Here is a 14,210-nt window from a genome sequence, read left to right on the forward strand (position 1 = left end):
ATGATTCACTGGAAAAAATATTTTCTTCTGAAACCCATAAATCACTGAATTTAGAGCATTTTGGGCGCATCCATATTTACAGGTAACAAACCCATAAAACATAGTCTGAAACGTGCGCCAGAGACGCTCGGGGCACAGCTCCCCGCGCGCGACCAGGCGCAGGCCACACCGCCTGCGCAGTCACGGGTCGGGGCTCAGCCCTCGAGGGCCGCGACCACGGGCCCCGCGATCTCGGCGAAGCGGCGCTCGGCCTCGAGCAGCAGCTCGCGGCAGCCCTCTTGCCCGAGCATGCGCAGGCTCAGCTCGCTCGCCCGCAGGTCGAGCTCGAGGCGGCTGCCGTCGCGGGTCGAGAGCGCGGCCAGGCCGAGGCTGTCGTCCTCCTCGACCACGCCACCCCAGCGCTCGGCGAAGTCCTCGAGCTGCTCGACGATCTCGTCGAAGTCCTCGGCCTCGCCCGAGCTCGCCAGGGGGATCACCAGCTCGTCGCAGCCCACGGGGAAGAGCGCGTCAAAGCCCCCGGGCAGCTGCGCCGGCGGGACCAGGAGCTCGACCCGGCGCTGCCACAGCGCCCGGCTGGGGTCCTTGGGATCGAGCTCGAGCTCGATCACGAAGCGAAACTGCGGGGCGTCGACGTTGCCCCCGCCCTCGGCCACGGCGCGGGCGAGCTGGCGTCGACGCAGGCCGAGCTGGCGCTTGGCGCCCTCATAGACCGCGGCGACCTCGGCCTCGAGGGCCTCCGCACCCAGCTCGTGGACGAACTGCTCGGCGGCGCGGCCCGCCCCCCGCGGCAGGCGGTGCTGACCGCGGACGAAGCCCGGCAGGTCGCGCAGCGCGACGCCCTGCCGGCGGCGCAGGAAGGCCTGGCCGGGGCGCAGCTCGAGCAGCGGCTTCACGCGTCGGGATCCTCGGGATCCTCGCTCGGCTCCGAGCCCGGCTCTTCGACCTCGACCGCGTCAGGACCATCGGCCACGTCAGCGTCGGGCGCCCCCACCGGGGCGGGCAGCCAGCGTGAAGACCACTCGGGGAAGAAGCGACGCAGCCGCGGGACCACCAGCTTCTCCCACAAAAAGCCGTAGCTGAAACCGGCGAGCAGCACGATGATCGGGTCGTAGGGCATGCGGAAGCGGATCCCGCCCAGCCAGATGCCCGCGATCACCAGCAGCGCCCACAAGTTGAGGGAGACCAGCGCCTCCTTGGGCCGGCGCCGCGGCGCGAGCGCGAAGAACAGCCCGAAGAGCGCGGGGATCATCAGCAGCCCGCGGTGGATCTTGGCCCAGCGCTGCTGCAGCGCCTTCCAGCCCTCGTCCTTGGCCTTGGGCCGCGGCTTGGGGTTGGCGTCGTCCGGCCACATGCGGTTGTACTTCCACAGCATCGCCCAGTGCGAGAGCGTGAAGTAGGCCTGGCGCTTGAAGCCCGCCCGGCGCACGCACTCCTCGACGATGGTCATCTGGATGTCGCCGTCGCCGATGTAGCCCTTGTATTCGATCTCGCTGCCCGGCAGCTTGCAGCCGCGCTTGCGGCAGCCGAAGCCATCGACGGCGAAGCCGTCGACCTCGGGGAAGGGCTCGGGGTGGTCGGCCCAGACCGACTTGATCTGGAAGAAGGACTCGGGGTGCCGCTCGCTGTGGGCCTCGAACTGGATCAGCGGCGGCGGCGCGAAGCGGACCGTGCCGTGGCCCTTGCCGTCGGGGCGCGAGTAGATGCCCTTGTTGTGGCAGCGGCCGAACACCAAGTTGATGGTGCTGTTCTCCGAGACCAGCCCGCGGCGCCCGGTGTGGATGTGGAAGCGGACCGCGGACATGCCCAGGAGTAGGGCCAGGGGGATACCCACGCACACGATGTGCTTCCAGGTCAGCTTGGCGAAGGGCCGCGGACGCAGCAGCCGCGTGATCAGCCAGTAGCCGCCGATCAGCGCGATGCTGGCCGTGAGCTGCGAGCGGATCAGGCAGCCGCAGCCCAAGGTGAAGCCCAAGAGCAGCGCGTCGCGGTAGCGGCCCTCGTCGACGACGCGCAGCAAGAGCAGCAGGCTCATCGTCATGCAAAAGGAGAAGGGCAGCTCGCTGAGCACGTAGCCGCCGATGGCGATCAGCGGGTAGTAGAAGACCAGAAACACGCCCACGGCCGGGGCCACCCAGCGCACGCGCTCGCCCATGACGCGGTCCGCGATCGCGTAGCAGGCCGCGACGATCGAGGCCCCGAAGATCGCCCAGATCACCCCGATGACCACGTAGTTGTCGCGGCCAAACACGTACTTGATGGCCGCGAGCACCCAGGCGGTGCCGAAGGGGAAGAAGGCGTCGTACTCCCGGCTCGAGAAGGGGTGGTCGAGCAGGGCGTCGGCGCGGCCGTCGTAGCCGCGCATGTCCGAGTAGAGGAAGCCGTCGAGGGGGTGGACCAGCAGGTTCCAGTTCACGCGCACGACCAGCGCGGCCAGGAACAGGCACAACACCCACCAGCGCCGCTTGCGGTCCGCGCCGAGCCAAGCGATGAGCGCGCTCATGCCCACGCCTCGGATCCCGGCTCGACCAAGGTGGTGAGCAGCGCGTCGAGGGTCGGCAAGATCAGCTCCTCCCAGGCGTCGCGGCGCGCTCGCAGCTCGGTGCGGCGATCCAGGCGACCAAAGCGAGCGAGCAGCTCCGCCTGCGGGTCGGCGGCGGGGAGCTCGGTGCAGGCGGCCCGCGCGAGCTCGACCATCCCCCGGGCCTGGGCCACGAGCGCTTCGATCACGTCGTCGCGGTGCTCGCCGCTGTGCTCGAGGGCCCAGCGGACGGTCCGCCAGGCCAGCCCGGCGTGGCGGCCCTCGTCGTCGACGACCTGCTCGAGGGTGTAGCTGGTCGCGGGATCCTCACAGTGCCGCATGGCGCGGCGGGCGACGAGCGCGGCGATGGTCTCGCCGACGCAGCCCTCGACGAAGGTGTCGACGACCAGGCGGACCCAGTCGGCGCTCGAGCCCTCGGGGGCAGCGCCCACCCGCGGCTCCAGGGCCGGGAGCGCGCCCGGCTCGCGCGGCTCGCCGCTGAAGCGCGCCGCGAGGCCAAAGCAGCGCTGGGCGTGCTCGACCTCGTCCTGCGCCGCTTGCTGGATCTCCGCGAGCAGCTCCGAGGGCGCGGCCATGGCCATGAGCTCCAAGGTCGCGCGCATGAACGCAGCGATCGCCGCGTGCTCCATGCGCCCGTCCTCGACCCACAGCTCACCGAGGCGCGCGCGCAGCTCGTCCGGCAGCAGGTCGTCGGGCCTGTCCAGGGGCGCGGCGACCTCGATCGCCTCACAGCACCAGCTCGAGCCCGGGAGGAGCTCGGCGAGCACCGCCTCCTCGCCGTCGAGCAGCGGCCGGCCCGAGCAGTACTCGAACCAGTGGTAGCAACAAAGCGCCTGCTCGCCCTGGCTGGCGCGCTTCTCCTCGGTCTCCGAGGTCATCAGTCCGCCTCGCATCATTGGGTGAAAGGACAGACCCTGCCAGCGTTCGGCCGCCTGGTCGAGGCCGTTGGCCACGGCGGGCTTGGCCAGGATCTGAGACGGACAACCAAGCTGGTCGGGAACCCCGCTGGCGGCGAATTTGCGCGCGTCCTCGGCGACGCCGCACCACTGGCCGCTCGGGCAGGCCTCTTCCCCACGGTCGATCGCGACGGGATCCCGGCCCGGCCCAAAATAGTCGAACTCCCCCTCGGGGATCTCCTGGACCGGCCTGGGCGGGACGTAGCTCGGCGTCGACGAGCTCGTGGTCGTGCGTCGGCCCGCGGTCTTCACCCGGCTCGCCTCGCCCGCCTCGCTCTCGGTGGCCGCGGCGGGCGTGGCCTCGCTCGGCGCGCTCTCTCGCGCCTCGCTCGCAGCTGGCGCGGCCCCGGGTTCGCCATCACAGGCGCCCAGCATCGCCGTCGCCGCGAGCGACAAGCCGATCTGCGCCGACAAGCGCCGGCGGAGCACGTCCGTGTCTCGCATGGCCGGGACGATAGCGAGTTTGCCGGGCCCCGACCACGGGTGCCGGCGCGCTCGCCCCGCGCCCTACTGCGGCGGCAAGGTGTCCGCGATGGTCTTGCGCAGCGGCCGGGGACCTCGACGCCGGTCGGGGCCGTTGGAAGCACCGATGACCACGACGGTGATGTTGTCCTCGCCGCCACGCTCGAGGGCGACCTCGGTGCAGACGCGCGGCAGGTCGGCCTGAAAATTCTGGCGGGCGAGGTGCGCGAGCTCGTCGAGCTCGATGTAGTTGCACATCCCGTCGGAGCACAGCAAGAAGGCGTCGCCGGGGCTGACGTTGACCGTCAGCAGGTCCGCCTGGACCTCGCGCTCGAAGCCGACCGAGCGGGTGATGATGTGCTTGAGGTCGCTCGCGGCGGCCTCTTCCTCCGTCAGCAGCCCGGCCTGTACCTGCTCGTTGAGCCACGAGTGGTCGTTGGTCAGCTGCCGCGCCGTGCCCGAGCGGAACATGTAACAGCGGCTGTCGCCGATGTGCACGATGTGCGCGCGGTCCTCGTGAAAGAGCATGCCCGTCAAGGTCGTGCCCATCCCGTGCAGGCTGGGCTCGCGCTGGGCTTGGTCGTAGATCCGGGCGCTGGCCTCGCTGGCCGCAGCGCCGAGTAGATCGTTGACCGCGGCGGCAGCGATCTCGCGCGGCATACCCGAGAGACCCTGGAGCCCGCGCTCGACGACCTTGCCAACCACCTCTACACAGGTTCGGCTCGCGTGGGCACCACCGGCGTGGCCCCCCATTCCATCCGCGACCAGGTAGAGGCCAATCTCGTCGTTGACGAGGTGGCTGTCCTCGTTGTGGCTGCGGACCCGACCCACGTCGGTGATCGGCCAGGCGCTCAGACGCATCTCGCGGACCATAACATGGGTCCTCGGCCGCCGCTCGTTTAGGGATAAAAGACCGCTCAACCGCGCAAAGGGGGCGTGGAGCCGGGTCTAGGGCCTTCCGCCGATCCCGCGCAGGCGTTCAGGGTCGGCGGCTCGGCGCGCCCTCGACCTGGGTCGAAGCCGCCGTGGGCGACGGACAGCGCCCGGGCGAGTCGGCTTCGCCCAGGCCGCGTCGCTCGTCTCGGCCAAATCACGCGTCACTCGTCTCGGCCGCGTCGCTCGTCTCGGCCGCGTCGCTCGTCACCGTCGCGTCGCTCGTCACCGTCGCGTCACCCTCACGACCGCATCGCTCGTCTCGGCCACGACGCGACACCACGCGAGCACCCCCGCGCACGGCATGTCGAGCTCGCCTCACCCCTCGCCCAGTCGCGCCCGCGAGGCCAACCCAGCCTCGCGCCCCGGCCCCCCGGTCACAACTCGCGTTCGGTCCCACACCAAGCCCATCACCCAAACCATCACCCAGACCGGGCGCAGCCTAGGCGCAGCCACTCGCCGCCACCCGCCGCGCTTGTGAGTGACACCGACTCGCCGGCACTCGACCCCTCCCCCTCTAGCGACAACTACACCTTTTTGGGCCCTCGCCCACCAAATCAATAACGCACAGGAAAACGAGGCAGAAATACACATGAGGACACGACCGAATATGCATTGATATCTCGTGGGCCAAGCTACTCAAAAAGCACCCTGAACACGTCACCGCATGCCGAAAATCCGCGAAGTGAGGCTACACGCCACACCTCGAAGATGGTCAGACTTCGCTCACGAGGGTTCTGTTTTTAAGTTGATTTGAGAGTGGACATCGTTGGCATTTGAGATCAAAAATAAGGGCGTTCGACTTACTCCTTAGCTCCCCTTAGCGCTTCCTAATGATCGGTTCTGTTCTCAATTTTCTGCGCACTGACCTCGATCGCGCGCTGCGAACGACGGGCGATGACGAGTCAGCCAATGACAAGGTTGCATTCGTCGATGGCGACAAGATGGACCCACTCCAGTTCAAGCTGGGCGCGGTCTCCATGTTGCTCGTCAACGTCGAGGAGGAGCGGCTGCTGCGAGCCGGCGATCGCTTCCGTCGCGTCGCGGAAGACGGCACGGTCACACGGGTCTTTCCCGACATTCGCCTGAGCCTCCAGCTGCTCTTCGTGGCTCGCTTCAAGCGCTACGACGAGGCCTGGGACCAGCTCTCTGCGGTCCTCACCCACTTTCAGGGCAAGCCGGCCTACACCAGCCAAAACACCCCTGCGCTGCCCGCTGGCGTCGAACGCCTGCTCTTCGAACTGCGCACCTTTGGCTTCGCCGAGCAAAACGAGATCTGGAACGCGCTGCGCATCAGCCATCACCCCTCGGTGCTCTATCGCGTCAACTTGGTGCTCCTTCGTGACGCTAGCCCAGCGATCCCAGGCGTCGAGGCCGGTGAGGCCAATCGCCACATTGGGGAGATGGATCCTGGCTCCAATGGCTAGGCCCGCGAGGAGCCCGTGGTGAAACACGTCACGACCCTGCACGACGATGCCCGTGTCCCAAAAACTCGCAGTATGCCCGATACAGCGGCGCATTCTGTGCTCGGCTGCGGCGGCCAGCGACACGCTCGCGGCCACGTCGAGCGCCACCACGGGATCCTAGCGCCATGAAACACCGCAGGCTGCTATCCATCGATCTCGTCCACGACTACTTCGCGGACGGTCGCTGCCGCGGGCTGAGCCTGCGCCCGCAGCCGGCCTGCGCCCGCAAGCTCGCCGGTCGTCGCATGCTCGCCCGCGGCCGCGCCGACGGCCTCGATCTCCTCGTCGAGGTCGACCCGAGCAACCATGAGCGCCCGCTGATCAGCCTCGGCGAGGACCTCCACCTGCGCTTCGACCTGTGCGTGGACGACCCCGAGCTCCCGCTCTACACCGACCTCCAGGCGCTGCGAGCCCTCGCGACGCCCCGCCTGCGCAACGCCGCAGGCAGCCTCGAGTTGAGCCTCGAGCAAGACGAGCCCGAGGCTCCGCGCGCCCGCGAGGCCCTGGCCTGCGTCGAGCTCGTCGACCTCGACCCCGCGTGGATCAGCGACCCCCCGCGCCTGTCCGCGCGCCTGAGCGCCAGCACGCCGCGCTGGACCTACTACTGCGTGGGCACCAGCGCGGCCCCGACGATCACCGACGCGGACCCCGAGCGCGGCGAGCAGCCGATCATCTTCGAGACCGAGGCCGCCCCCGAGGCCGCGAGCGAGGACCGGGTCGCGGCCAGCTTGGCCGCCCAGTTCCCCGACCGCCCGCGCTGGCGGCTGACCTCCAGCGAGGCCCTGCCCTGCCGCGCCGCGCCGCGCCGCCACCTCAGCCTCAGCGTCGGCGAGAGCGTGCTGCACACCGAGCTTCCCAACCCAGCCCTGCGCAACCACAGCGTCGTCATCCGCGACGACATCGCGCAGGACACCCTCTATCAAATCATCGTCCTCTGACAACAAGTCCAATCGATTAGTCCGCGTTTCACGAATCCGCGAAGAAGGCAGCGACGTCATGCCGTACAAGACACCTGGTGTTTACGTAGAAGAGATCTCGACCTTTCCACCCTCCGTCGCTGAGGTCGCCACGGCGATCCCCGCCTTCATCGGCTACACGCAGCTCGGCGCCTCGAACACCGTCGAGGTCGCCGAGATCGCGACCATGCTGGAGTACGAGCGGCGCTTTGGCGCGGCCAAGGCCGCCAGCTTCACCGCGAGCACCGAGGGCGGCGCGCTGACCGGGCTCACCCGCGGCGGCGAGGCCGAGCTCACCCCCGACTACTTCCTCTACGAGGCCCTCGACCTCTACTTCAAGAACGGCGGCGGCCGCTGCTACGTGGTCTCGATCGGCAACCACAGCGACGAGATCAACACGCAGGCCTTCGAGTCCGGCCTCGCCGAGCTCGAGCGCCACGACGAGCCCACGCTGATCCTCGCCCCCGAGGCCATCAAGCTCTCGCCCGCCGACACCTACGCCATCTACCAGGCCATCCTCGCCCAGTGCGCCAAGCTCCAGGATCGCTTCGCGATCTTCGACGTCCCCGGCGGCGACGTCGACAGCTTCCGCACCGGCCTGGGCACCAACGCGCTGAGCTACGGCGCCGCCTACCACCCCTACCTGAGCACGAACCTGACCTACAGCTACGACCCCAAGCAGGTCGAGATCTCCGGCGTGAGCGCGCCGGGCTGGGGCCTGGACCTCGGGGGCATCCGCGTCGAGTACGTCGGCGAGAACAGCGAGCCCAAGGTCGACACCAACAAGGGCAGCGCCGACGCGACCGCCGAGTTCAGCGTCGAGGCCGGGCTGCTCAAGATCGAGAACGTCGACGGCAAGACCAGCGCCGCGATCGTCGAGGCCTGGGACACCTGGGCGGCCGAGAACCCCACCGCCGCGGCTGGCTTCTCGCTGCTCGAGAGCGCCACCCCCGACGCCGAGATCCCGCTGATCTCCGGGTCCTCGGCGCTGGTCCGCGACGCCAGCTCGGTGACCTCGCTCGAGTCTCTGGCCCGGACCAACACCGCGCTCTACAACCAGATCAAAAAGGCGCTCGCGGCCGAGCGCATGATCATGCCCCCGAGCGCGGCGATCGCTGGCATCTACGCCCGCGTCGACCGTGACCGCGGCGTGTGGAAGGCCCCGGCCAACGTCAGCTTGTCCTCGGTCATCGCCCCGACCGCGAAGATCACCGCCGAGGAGCAAGAGAGCCTCAACGTCGACCCGAACTCGGGCAAGTCGATCAACGCGATCCGTGCGTTCACCGGCAAGGGCGTGCTGATCTGGGGCGCGCGGACCCTGGCTGGCAACGACAACGAGTGGCGCTACGTGTCCGTGCGCCGGCTGTTCGTGATGATCGAAGAGGCCGCCCGCAAGGCGACCGGCTTCGCCGTGTTCGAGCCCAACGACGCGACGACCTGGCTCAAGGTCAAGGGTATGCTCGAGAGCTACCTGTTTGGGCTGTGGGAGCGCGGCGCCCTCCAGGGCAGCAACCCCGAGCAGGCCTACTTCGTCAACGTCGGTCTGGGCAAGACCATGACCGCTCAGGACGTGCTCGAGGGTCGGATGACCATCGAGCTGGGTATCGCCGCCGTGCGCCCGGCGGAGTTCATCGTCCTGCGCTTCTCCCACAAGCTGGCCGAGTCCTGAGCGCGGCACCGGCCCTCTCCTGAGCCCTCTTCACGCACAAAAACGAGGCCACCATGGCAGTCAGCGAAGACATCATCCGCAGTGAATATCCGCTGCCCGTATATAACTACCGCGTCGAGATCGACGGCGAGACCATCGCCTTCTCCGAGATCTCGGGGCTGAGCGTCGCCTACGAGACGACGACCTTCAAGGAGAGCCCCACGGCCAGCAACGCTGCTGGCCCGCGGATCCTCCTGATGCCCAGCCAGATCCAGCAGCCGACGATCAGCCTCAAGAAGGGCCTCGTCCGCAAGACCAGCATCGCGGTGCTCTACGACTGGATCAAGACCACGGCGACCAACGTGATCGCCAAGAAGGACATCGTCGTGCGCCTGTGCGACGAGAACGGCGATCCGGTGGTCAGCTGGACCATCCACAACGCCTTCCCCACCAAGCTCGACGCGCCGAGCTTCGACGCCAACTCCAACGACGCGGCGCTCGAGAGCATGGAGCTGCGCGCCGACAAGGTCACCATCGCCGAGAACTGAGCCAGGACTTCGATCAATGGCCCTGAGCGTCGACGACCAAAAGGCCAGCTACCCGCTGCCGGCCTACAACTTTCGCGTGACCATCGGCGATCAATCGGTGAGCTTCGCGAAGGTCTCCGGCCTGCAGCGGGAGCACTACTCCGTAGTCTACCGCCACGGACTGAGCGCCTTCGAGGGCGAGACGCTGTTCAAGTACTTCATCAACAAGTGGATCGACCTGACCCTCGAGCGCGGGCTCGTGCCCGCCTCGGCCGCCTGGCTCTACGCGTGGCTCGAGTCCAACGACTCACGCCCGATGACCATCGATCTCTGCGGCGCCGACACCATGCCAGTGATCCGCTGGAAGATCGCCGATGCCGTAGCGATCAAGCTGTCCGCGCCGACCTTCGACGCCTCTAGCAGCGAGGTCGTGATCGAGAGCCTGGCCGTCAAGGCCGCGGGCATCACCATCGAAGAAGCCCCCTAGAGCATGTCACGCGAGATCATCAAGAACCCGCTGGGCTTTCGCTTCGCGGTCACCTTCTTCATCGGCGGCATCCTGCCCAACCTGCTCGACCTGCGCTTCAAGCGGGTGTCCGGCCTCGCGGTCAAGGCCGGCACGAGCACGATCAACGAGGGTGGCCAGAACCTCTACAGCCACCGCGTCCCCGATCGCGTCGAGTACGGGACCTTGACCCTCGAGCGCGGCTTCGTGGTCGGCTCGCTGCTCAACATCGAGCTCAACGACATCCTCTCGACCGCCGAATTCCCGACCTCGAACGTGCTCGTGACGCTGCTCAACGAGAACAAGCTGCCGCTGGCCGGCTGGCTGTTCATCAAGACCTTCCCCGTGCGTTGGGAGACGAGTGATCTCGACGCCAGCCAGGAAGAGGTCGTCATCGACACCATCGAGCTGTCTTACTCGAGCATGCAAGTGCTCCGCATCTGAACCCCCATGACCGTCGAGATCAGGCAGCTCATCATCCGCGCCGTCGCCGAGCCTGCGAGCGAGCGGCGCGAAGCCCAGGACACCGCGCCCCCGCCCCCAGCTCGGGTCGCGGCCGTCGACCGCGACGCCATCGTCACCGAGTGTGTCCGCAAGGTCCTGCGCACCCTCGCCCGCAGGAGGGAGCGTTGACATGATCTTCTCCAAGCTCGCCAAGCTCGAGATCGTCGCCTTCAGCGACCCCGAGCGTAAGAAGCTCGCCTACGGCTCGGAGCTCCGCTCGACCTTCGAGGTCATGTTCAACCCCGAGAGCTTCTCGCTCGAGTACGCCAGCAAATTTCAAGATGCCGAAGCCCTGGGCGCGAGCACCAAGCCCGCTCGCTTCGTGCGCAGCGACCCCAAGACGCTCTCGCTCAAGCTGGTCTTCGACGGCACCGACGTCAACATCCTCCCGGTCGAGCAGCTGTGGACCTCGGTCCAGACCGTCTCCAAGCGCGTCAAGGATTTCATCGATAATTGCTTCTATCTCACAAGTGAGACCCACGAGCCCAACTATCTGCGCGTACAGTGGGGCGAGGGCCCGCTGCAAAATGGCTTCGACTGCCGGCTGCAGTCCGCCAAGGTCAACTACACCAGCTTCTTTCGTAGCGGCGCGCCGCGCCGCGCCGAGATCGACGCCGTCTTTGTCGAGGATCTCCACCCGCCCAAGGCCAGCGCCCAGGACCGGCTGAACTCCCCCGACCTCACCCACCACCGCGTGGTCAGGGCCGGCGACACGCTCCCACAGATGTGCGCGATGATCTACGGAAGCGCCCATTACTACCTGCGCGTGGCCGAATTCAACGGCATCGACGACTTCCGCGTGCTCGTGCCCGGGACCGAGCTGAGCTTCCCGCCGCTCGACAAAGCGGGCAAGGGCGCGGGCGGATCGAGCGAAGGGAACGGCTAGCGAGGTGGCGATCACGATCCACATCAACGCCGGGGCCGTCTCCAGCAAGACGCTGACCGGCCTCGAGATCCGCCGCGAGCTCAACCGCGTGCCCGAGGCCAAGCTGGTGTTCTACGACGGCCACGACGAGAAGACCGGCGAGCGGGTCTACGCGCTGAGCAACGCCGCGGACTTCGCCCCGGGCGCCGAGATCGAGCTCGGCATCACGCGCGACAAGGAGGACCAGCAGCCGCTCTTCTCCGGCAAGGTCCTGCGCCACGCCGTCGAGGCCGAGGGCCAAAAGAGCAGCCTGCGCGTCGAGCTCAAGGACGTCGCCTTCGACCTGACCGGTGAGCGCCACAGCGAGATCCACCGCGAGCAGAGCGACAAGCAGATCATCTCGACGCTGATCAGCCGCGCCCCCGGGGTCGGGCTCGGCCAGGTCCCGAGCACCAAGCCAGTGCACGAGGAGCTGCTGCAATACCAGTGCAGCGACTGGGACTTCATCCTCAGCCGCGCCGACGTCCTCGGCCTGCTCGTGGCCGTCGAAGACGGCAGCGTCTCGCTCCACCCCATGGGCGCCCCCGCCAAGGGCGCCCAGACCCACAGCTACGTGTTCCCCAGCAACGACATCCTCGAACTCGAGCTCGAGATCGACGGCGGCCACCAAAACGCGAGCTTCGAGGCGGTGGGCTGGAACGCCAAGCAAAAGGCCCGGCTCGCGCCCACACCGGCGGGCAAGGACGCCAAGCCCAGCCAGGGCGACCAGAGCCCCGCCGAGATCGGCAAGGCGCTCGGGCTGAGCACCTACACCCTCGAGGCCGGCCTGCCCCTCGACCCCGACGAGCTCTCGGCCTGGGCCAAGGCCCGGCTCGCGCGCAGCCGCATGGCGATGATCCGCGGGCGCGTGCGCGTGCTCGGCAAGGCCCCGATCAAGCTGCTCGACAGCCTCGCGCTGACCGGCGTCGGCGAGCGCTTCGACGGCAGCGCGCTGATCACCGGGATCATCCAGCGCTACGACAACGACGGGTGGACCACCGAGCTCGAGCTCGGCCTCGATCCCCAGTGGTACGCCCGCACCCCCGAGCTCGTCGAGCCGCCGGCCGCCGGCCTGCTCCCGCCGATCGCCGGCCTCCAGCTCGGCGTGGTCGAGGGCTACAAGCAAGACGCCAGCGGCGAGCACCGCGTCCAGGTCGCGCTGCCCATGGTGCCCGCGAAGTACGGCGCGATCTGGGCGCGGCTCACCACCCCGGACGCCGGCCCCGGGCGGGGCTTCCTCGCCTGGCCCGAGCTCGGCGACGAGGTCGTGGTCGCCTTCCTCAACCAAGACCCGCGCCAGGCGGTGATCCTCGGCTCGACCTTCAGCTCGGTCAACGCCCCGCCTGCGCGCGTCGGCCCGCCGCCCAAGGACGCGGCCGCGGCCAAGCGGATCATCTCCACCGCGAAGGGCCTGACGATCTTGTTCGATGAAGAGCGCCCCGCGCTGACCATCGAGACCAAGGCCGGCAACAAGATCGAGCTCGACGACTCGAGCGGCGCCGAGGCGATCGTGATCACCGACAAGCACAAAAACAGCGTGGCGATGACCAAGGACGGCGTGACGATCACCAGCGCCAAGGACCTCACGCTGACGGCCACGGGCGACGTGACCATCAAGGGTGCGTCCGTCGACCTGGCCCCGAGCTGAGTCCCACTCCACTCCCCGCTCCCCCTCCCACTCTCTCCATTCACTCGACACCAAACTGAGCACAATGACCGAGAACAATCAGACCATCGCCCTCGAGCTCGAGCTCGAGCAGATCAACCTCATCCTCCAGACCCTGGGTGAGCAGCCCTTCTCTCAGGTCTATCAGCTGATCAACTCGATCCAGACCCAGGCCCAGGCCCAGCTCTCCGCCGAGCGATCCGCCTCCGCGCAGCCCAGCCAGCCCACGGTCGTGGCAGAGCAGGAAGCGGGCTGAGCGTGGCCAGGCAGCGCGGCAGCGAGGGCGAGTCGATCGCCTTCTTGGGTCGGGGCTGGGCCTTCCCGCCCAGCTTCTCGGCTGGCGGCGCCCAGGTCGAGATGGTCGCGGGTGTCGAGGACATCCACCAGAGCCTCCAGGTCCTGCTCGCGACCCGCCTCGGCGAGCGAGTGATGCACGAGGACTACGGCTGCAACCTCGACGATGTCGCGTTCTCCGAGACCGACCAACGTCTGATCAACAAGGTCAGCGCCATGATCAATGACGCGATCCTCTATCACGAGCCGCGCATCGAGCTGCTCGGCCTCGACGTCCGCACCGACACCGACCAGCCCGAGCTGCTGCTGATCCGCCTCGACTATCGCGTGCCCGAGACCAACACGCGCTTCAACATGGTCTACCCCTTCTACCTCAACGAGGCTACGGAGGTCCGCTTCTAGCGGCGAGGAAGGCCATGGATTTCATCGTCATCGACCAGGACGCGGCCGTGTTCGACACGGCCTTTGGAGACGCCACGGTCGTGGTCCAAGACGGGATCATGGTCGGCACCGGCCACGGCACCGTCGACGGCGCCCCGGTGTGCATCAAAGATGACGAGCAGAAGATGGCGCCAGTCGGGCCGGTCCCCTACACGACCAAGACCCACACCATCCCCGGCATGGGCCTGCTGAGCATCGACTCCCTGGCCGGGGATCAACTCGCGACGCAGACGACCAGCGGCGGTCAGCCGGTGATCCTCGTCGGCTCGCAATTCAACGCCCTGTTCACGGTCTCCGTCCCGGCCATGCAGCCCAAGGCGCCCGCGCCCGAGCCCGACACGGAGACGGAGTACGCGGGCACGGGCAGCTTCTCGACCCAAAACACCCTCGCCCGCGGCGAGTGACTCGA

At 68.0% G+C, this 14,210-nt stretch carries 17 protein-coding genes; 12 read left to right on the forward strand and 5 right to left on the reverse strand.

The genetic code is table 11. From position 1 onward, the window contains the following. Positions 1-194: 194 nt before the first annotated feature. From G6O69_RS35950 to G6O69_RS40970, 5 genes are all read right to left on the reverse strand, one after another. Positions 195-893 carry a hypothetical protein gene (locus G6O69_RS35950; RefSeq protein ID WP_172307982.1) on the reverse strand — a complete coding sequence of 233 codons (699 nt, stop codon included), beginning with the start codon at positions 891-893 and terminating at the stop codon, positions 195-197. Then, complete coding sequence (locus G6O69_RS35955; protein ID WP_172307983.1) at positions 890-2,500, reverse strand: phospholipid carrier-dependent glycosyltransferase; 1,611 nt, start codon at positions 2,498-2,500, stop codon at positions 890-892. Before G6O69_RS35955 ends, G6O69_RS35950 begins: the two co-directional genes overlap by 4 nt. Then, a complete protein-coding gene (locus G6O69_RS35960) occupies positions 2,497-3,939 on the reverse strand; it encodes a ferritin-like domain-containing protein (protein ID WP_172307984.1) in 1,443 nt (480 codons plus the stop codon). The genes G6O69_RS35955 and G6O69_RS35960 overlap by 4 nt, the downstream gene beginning before the upstream one ends. Positions 3,940-4,002: 63 nt before the next feature. Continuing rightward, a complete protein-coding gene (locus G6O69_RS35965; protein WP_172307985.1) occupies positions 4,003-4,818 on the reverse strand; it encodes a protein phosphatase 2C domain-containing protein in 816 nt (271 codons plus the stop codon). 229 nt (positions 4,819-5,047) lie between these two features. Next, positions 5,048-5,173 carry a hypothetical protein gene (locus G6O69_RS40970; protein WP_255215968.1) on the reverse strand — a complete coding sequence of 42 codons (126 nt, stop codon included), beginning with the start codon at positions 5,171-5,173 and terminating at the stop codon, positions 5,048-5,050. A 550-nt stretch (positions 5,174-5,723) separates the two neighbouring features. On the opposite strand from G6O69_RS40970, the gene G6O69_RS35970 reads away from it, so the two are divergent. The 12 genes from G6O69_RS35970 (at position 5,724) to G6O69_RS36025 (ending at position 14,205) form a co-directional block, all read left to right on the forward strand. After that, a complete protein-coding gene (locus tag G6O69_RS35970) occupies positions 5,724-6,317 on the forward strand; it encodes a DUF4255 domain-containing protein (RefSeq protein WP_172307986.1) in 594 nt (197 codons plus the stop codon). Between the two features lie 164 nt (positions 6,318-6,481). Then, entirely contained in the window at positions 6,482-7,294 is an 813-nt protein-coding gene (locus tag G6O69_RS35975) for a hypothetical protein (protein WP_172307987.1), read from the forward strand. 58 nt (positions 7,295-7,352) lie between these two features. Then, positions 7,353-8,981, forward strand: a complete 1,629-nt coding sequence (locus G6O69_RS35980; protein WP_172307988.1) for a phage tail sheath C-terminal domain-containing protein — start codon at positions 7,353-7,355, stop codon at positions 8,979-8,981. A gap of 53 nt (positions 8,982-9,034) precedes the next feature. Next, positions 9,035-9,508, forward strand: coding sequence for a phage tail protein (locus tag G6O69_RS35985; RefSeq protein ID WP_172307989.1), 474 nt, complete (start codon positions 9,035-9,037; stop codon positions 9,506-9,508). A gap of 16 nt (positions 9,509-9,524) precedes the next feature. Further along, complete coding sequence (locus G6O69_RS35990) at positions 9,525-9,974, forward strand: phage tail protein (protein WP_172307991.1); 450 nt, start codon at positions 9,525-9,527, stop codon at positions 9,972-9,974. Between the two features lie 3 nt (positions 9,975-9,977). Beyond that, positions 9,978-10,436, forward strand: a complete 459-nt coding sequence (locus G6O69_RS35995) for a phage tail protein (protein WP_172307993.1) — start codon at positions 9,978-9,980, stop codon at positions 10,434-10,436. Between the two features lie 6 nt (positions 10,437-10,442). Further along, entirely contained in the window at positions 10,443-10,625 is a 183-nt protein-coding gene (locus tag G6O69_RS36000; RefSeq protein WP_172307994.1) for a DUF5908 family protein, read from the forward strand. A gap of 1 nt (position 10,626) precedes the next feature. Further along, positions 10,627-11,382: a hypothetical protein gene (locus G6O69_RS36005; RefSeq protein WP_172307996.1), complete on the forward strand. Its 756-nt coding sequence runs from the start codon at positions 10,627-10,629 to the stop codon at positions 11,380-11,382. A 4-nt stretch (positions 11,383-11,386) separates the two neighbouring features. Further along, positions 11,387-13,048 carry a type VI secretion system tip protein VgrG gene (vgrG, locus tag G6O69_RS36010; RefSeq protein WP_172307997.1) on the forward strand — a complete coding sequence of 554 codons (1,662 nt, stop codon included), beginning with the start codon at positions 11,387-11,389 and terminating at the stop codon, positions 13,046-13,048. Positions 13,049-13,112: 64 nt separating this feature from the next. Next, entirely contained in the window at positions 13,113-13,322 is a 210-nt protein-coding gene (locus G6O69_RS36015) for a hypothetical protein (RefSeq protein WP_172307999.1), read from the forward strand. A gap of 2 nt (positions 13,323-13,324) precedes the next feature. Next, a complete protein-coding gene (locus G6O69_RS36020) occupies positions 13,325-13,762 on the forward strand; it encodes a GPW/gp25 family protein (RefSeq protein WP_346017128.1) in 438 nt (145 codons plus the stop codon). Positions 13,763-13,776: 14 nt separating this feature from the next. Then, positions 13,777-14,205, forward strand: a complete 429-nt coding sequence (locus G6O69_RS36025; protein ID WP_172308000.1) for a hypothetical protein — start codon at positions 13,777-13,779, stop codon at positions 14,203-14,205. The last annotated feature ends 5 nt before the right edge of the window (positions 14,206-14,210 follow it).

The organism is Pseudenhygromyxa sp. WMMC2535 (genome assembly GCF_011083025.2).

Excerpts from the sequence above, each read along its gene's own strand:
- G6O69_RS35955 (WP_172307983.1), bottom strand. The coding sequence starts at position 2,500 with ATGAGCGCGCTCATCGCTTGGCTCGGCGCGGACCGCAAGCGGCGCTGG.
- G6O69_RS35960 (WP_172307984.1), bottom strand. The coding sequence starts at position 3,939 with ATGCGAGACACGGACGTGCTCCGCCGGCGCTTGTCGGCGCAGATCGGC.
- G6O69_RS35965 (WP_172307985.1), bottom strand. The coding sequence starts at position 4,818 with ATGCGTCTGAGCGCCTGGCCGATCACCGACGTGGGTCGGGTCCGCAGC.
- G6O69_RS35970 (WP_172307986.1), top strand. The coding sequence starts at position 5,724 with ATGATCGGTTCTGTTCTCAATTTTCTGCGCACTGACCTCGATCGCGCG.
- G6O69_RS35975 (WP_172307987.1), top strand. The coding sequence starts at position 6,482 with ATGAAACACCGCAGGCTGCTATCCATCGATCTCGTCCACGACTACTTC.
- G6O69_RS35980 (WP_172307988.1), top strand. The coding sequence starts at position 7,353 with ATGCCGTACAAGACACCTGGTGTTTACGTAGAAGAGATCTCGACCTTT.
- G6O69_RS35985 (WP_172307989.1), top strand. The coding sequence starts at position 9,035 with ATGGCAGTCAGCGAAGACATCATCCGCAGTGAATATCCGCTGCCCGTA.
- G6O69_RS35990 (WP_172307991.1), top strand. The coding sequence starts at position 9,525 with ATGGCCCTGAGCGTCGACGACCAAAAGGCCAGCTACCCGCTGCCGGCC.
- G6O69_RS35995 (WP_172307993.1), top strand. The coding sequence starts at position 9,978 with ATGTCACGCGAGATCATCAAGAACCCGCTGGGCTTTCGCTTCGCGGTC.
- G6O69_RS36000 (WP_172307994.1), top strand. The coding sequence starts at position 10,443 with ATGACCGTCGAGATCAGGCAGCTCATCATCCGCGCCGTCGCCGAGCCT.
- G6O69_RS36005 (WP_172307996.1), top strand. The coding sequence starts at position 10,627 with ATGATCTTCTCCAAGCTCGCCAAGCTCGAGATCGTCGCCTTCAGCGAC.
- G6O69_RS36015 (WP_172307999.1), top strand. The coding sequence starts at position 13,113 with ATGACCGAGAACAATCAGACCATCGCCCTCGAGCTCGAGCTCGAGCAG.
- G6O69_RS36025 (WP_172308000.1), top strand. The coding sequence starts at position 13,777 with ATGGATTTCATCGTCATCGACCAGGACGCGGCCGTGTTCGACACGGCC.